The 2,976-nt window shown below is 71.7% G+C and carries 3 protein-coding genes; 2 read left to right on the top strand and 1 reads right to left on the bottom strand.

The features are described 5' to 3' along the window. The coding region (locus DPV74_RS40445) for an AraC family transcriptional regulator (RefSeq protein WP_119339221.1) at nucleotides 1-720 on the bottom strand (720 nt) is incomplete at its 3' end. Nucleotides 721-869: 149 nt separating this feature from the next. Between DPV74_RS40445 and DPV74_RS40440 the strand changes: the two genes are divergently transcribed. Together DPV74_RS40440 and DPV74_RS40435 are read left to right on the top strand one after the other, a co-directional pair. Beyond that, nucleotides 870-1,976 carry an NAD/NADP-dependent octopine/nopaline dehydrogenase family protein gene (locus DPV74_RS40440; protein WP_119339220.1) on the top strand — a complete coding sequence of 369 codons (1,107 nt, stop codon included), beginning with the start codon at nucleotides 870-872 and terminating at the stop codon, nucleotides 1,974-1,976. Then, nucleotides 1,973-2,976 (top strand): 3-hydroxybutyryl-CoA dehydrogenase (locus DPV74_RS40435; RefSeq protein WP_119339219.1); only part of this gene is annotated, 1,004 nt, incomplete at its 3' end. The genes DPV74_RS40440 and DPV74_RS40435, both read left to right, overlap by 4 nt.

Here is a 2,976-nt window from a genome sequence, read left to right as displayed (position 1 = left end):
GGCGAGCGCAAGCGGCTCGCCGAGGTGCGCGTCGACGTGATCGCACGCGCGGCGCACGTGCGCCGGCAACGGCGGCGTGCCGCGCGCGAGCGCGTCGCTGTACGAGTGCGGCAGGTGCGTGAGCAGCAGCGACATCAGCCACGCGGTGAGATCGGCGCCGAAGAGGGGCGAGGCCGTGCCGATGCGCGGTTGTGCGCCGAGCTTGCACAGGTATTCGAAGGTCGGCAGCACGAGCGCGGCGCCCGTGCCGGTGCCGCCGGCCGCGAGATCGAACTGCAACGGCCGCGTGAGCGTTGCCCGCAGCATGTGCTGCAGCTTGCGTTCGAGCGCGCCGCGTTCGAGCCGCAGCACGAGGTTGCGGCAATCGGGGCTCGTGCTCAGGCGGCTGGCGAGCGCGGGCGACGATACGGTCAGCTCGCCCGGGCCGGCGCGCGCGACGACGCTGCCGGCCTGCAGTTCGCAGGCGCCGGCGAGCGTCAGCCTGAACAGGAAGTGACCGGCATCGTCGCCGAAATCGATGCGCGTTTCGCGGCCGTAGCAGAGTTCGAGCAGCGCGCCGTGATGCAGCGGCACTTCGTACAGCTCCGCATGAAACGGATCGCGGCCGCGCGCGGCCATCCGGTGCGGCCCGAGCCGGTGCGCGACCGCGCGTTCGACTTCGTCGGGGGCGTGCAGCGTGCCGAGCCGGTTCGGCGCATGGCGGGAAAGGGCGATATCCATTCACGGACCTCGTATCGGATGCAGGGGCGCGGTTTCGTGCGTGCCGCCCCGATTGCGTTGCGCGAACGGGCGTGCCGTTGCGCGTTTTGAAGCGACGCGGCAGGGGCGGACGCGTAGTCTCGGAAGCACTCATTCACCGGGAGAAGACGATGAAGGTATGTGTTCTGGGCGGCGGCCACGGCTGCCATGCGGCGGCCATCGACCTGTTCGAGAAGGGCCACGACGTGACGTGGTGGCGGCGCGACCGCGAGCCGCACGCGCGGCTGCGCGAGCTTGGCGTGCTGAACGTGACCGACTATCGCGGCAAACGGAGGGTGCCGCTCGGCGACGCGCCCGGCGCGATCCGCCTGACCGACGATCTCGCGGCCGCGCTGCGCGGCGCGCGGCTCGTCGTGGTGCCGCTGCCGGCCACCTCGCACGACGCGCTCGCCGCGCAGGTCGCGCCGCTGCTGGAGGACGGCCAGGTCGTGTTCCTGCCGCCCGGCACGTTCGGCAGCATCGTGTTCGCGCGGGCGGCGGCCGATGCAGGCAACCGTTCGCGCGTCGCCTTCGCCGAGACGGGCACGCTGCCGTATCTCGTGCGCAGGCACGGCGACAACGACGTCGTGATCAGCGCGTACGCGACGCGGCTGCCGACCGGCGTATTTCCGGCGAATGCGGCCGGCTGGGCGTTCGACGTGCTGCGCGCGGGTTATCCGTCGGTCGAACCGGTCGAGGACGCGTTGTCCGGCGCGTTGATGAACGCGGGCCCCGTGATCCATCCGCCGCTGATCCTGATGAACGCCGGGCCGCTCGAACACTTCTACGCATGGGACATCCACAACGAAGGCACGCAGCCGTCGATCCGCCGCGTGACGAACGCGCTCGACGCCGAACGCATCGCGGTGCGCGAAGCGCTCGGTTACCCGGCGCCGCATTTCCCGCTCGCCGATCACTACGCGACCGACGGCGACGAATGGATGTACGGGCGCGGCGCGCACGGCAAGCTGACCGATAGCGGCGACTGGCGCGAGAAGATCGATCTGCGCACGCATCGCTACATGCTCGAAGACACCCGGCTCGGGCTGTCGTTCATCGTGTCGTGCGGGCGCCGGGCCGGTGTGCCGACGCCTGTCGCGCAGGGGCTGCTGAGCATTGCGAGCGCGGTCGCGGTGCGCGACCTGTATGCGGAAGGCCGCACGCTGGAGCGGCTCGGGCTCGCCGCGCTGTCGAAGGACGCGATGCGCGCGCTGCTCGACGCGGGGTACGCGGCATGAAGGCGGGCGCCGATGTGACGCGCGTCCACGTGCTCGGCGCGGGGCGCATGGGGCAGGGGATCGCGCTCGTGTTCGCGTTCGCGGGGCTCGACGTGACGCTGGTCGACTTCAAGCCGCGCGACGCGGCCGGATGGCGCGCCTTCGAGGCACGCACGCGCGACGAGATCGAGAGGCCGCTGCACGCGCAGGTCGCGCTCGGCCGCATCGACGCCGCACAGGCCGAAACCGTGGTCGCGCGCATCGCGCTCGTCGCCCGGGACGGTGCGGCCGATGCGGTGCGACAGGCCGGCATCGTGTTCGAGGCGTTGCCCGAAGTGCTCGATGCGAAGGCCGACGCGCTGCGCTGGCTCGGCGCGCATGTCGGTGCACATGCAACGATCGCGTCGACGACGTCGACGTTCGTCGTCACCGAGCTGCAGCGCCACGTCGCGCATCCGGCGCGGATGCTGAACGCGCACTGGCTGAATCCCGCGCTGCTGATGCCGCTCGTCGAGATCAGCCGCAGCGATGCGACCGATCCGGCCGTCGTCGAGTCGCTTGCCGCGTTGCTCGAACGTGTCGGCAAGAAGCCGGTGATCTGCGGGCCGGCGCCCGGTTATATCGTGCCGCGCATCCAGGCGCTCGCGATGAACGAAGCCGCGCGGATGGTCGAGGAGGGCGTCGCGAGCGCGGCGGACATCGACACGGCGATCCGCACCGGTTTCGGCCCGCGCTTCGCGGTGCTCGGGCTGCTCGAATTCATCGACTGGGGCGGCTGCGACATCCTGTACTACGCGTCGCGGTACCTGGCCGGCGAGATCGGCCCGCGCTTCGCGCCGGCCGCGAGCGTCGTGCGCAACATGGAAGCCGGGCGCGACGGCGTGCGCACGGGCGCGGGCTTCCACGACTACGCGGCGGTCGACGTGCCCGCGTACATGCGGCAGCGGCTCGGCGAATTCGCGCGGCTGCTCGATCACCTGGGGCTGGCGCCGGCGTTCGACGGCGCGCGGCGGGAGGGCGG

The organism is Burkholderia sp. HAN2018 (genome assembly GCF_024704855.1).
GTDB classification, from domain to species: Bacteria; Pseudomonadota; Gammaproteobacteria; order Burkholderiales; family Burkholderiaceae; genus Burkholderia; species Burkholderia cepacia.
The sequence above is the reverse complement of the archived record's forward strand: the minus strand, read 5'-3'. Positions and strand labels throughout refer to the sequence as shown.

Coding starts and splice junctions, on each gene's coding strand:
- DPV74_RS40440 (WP_119339220.1), top strand. CDS start 870: ATGAAGGTATGTGTTCTGGGCGGCGGCCACGGCTGCCATGCGGCGGCC.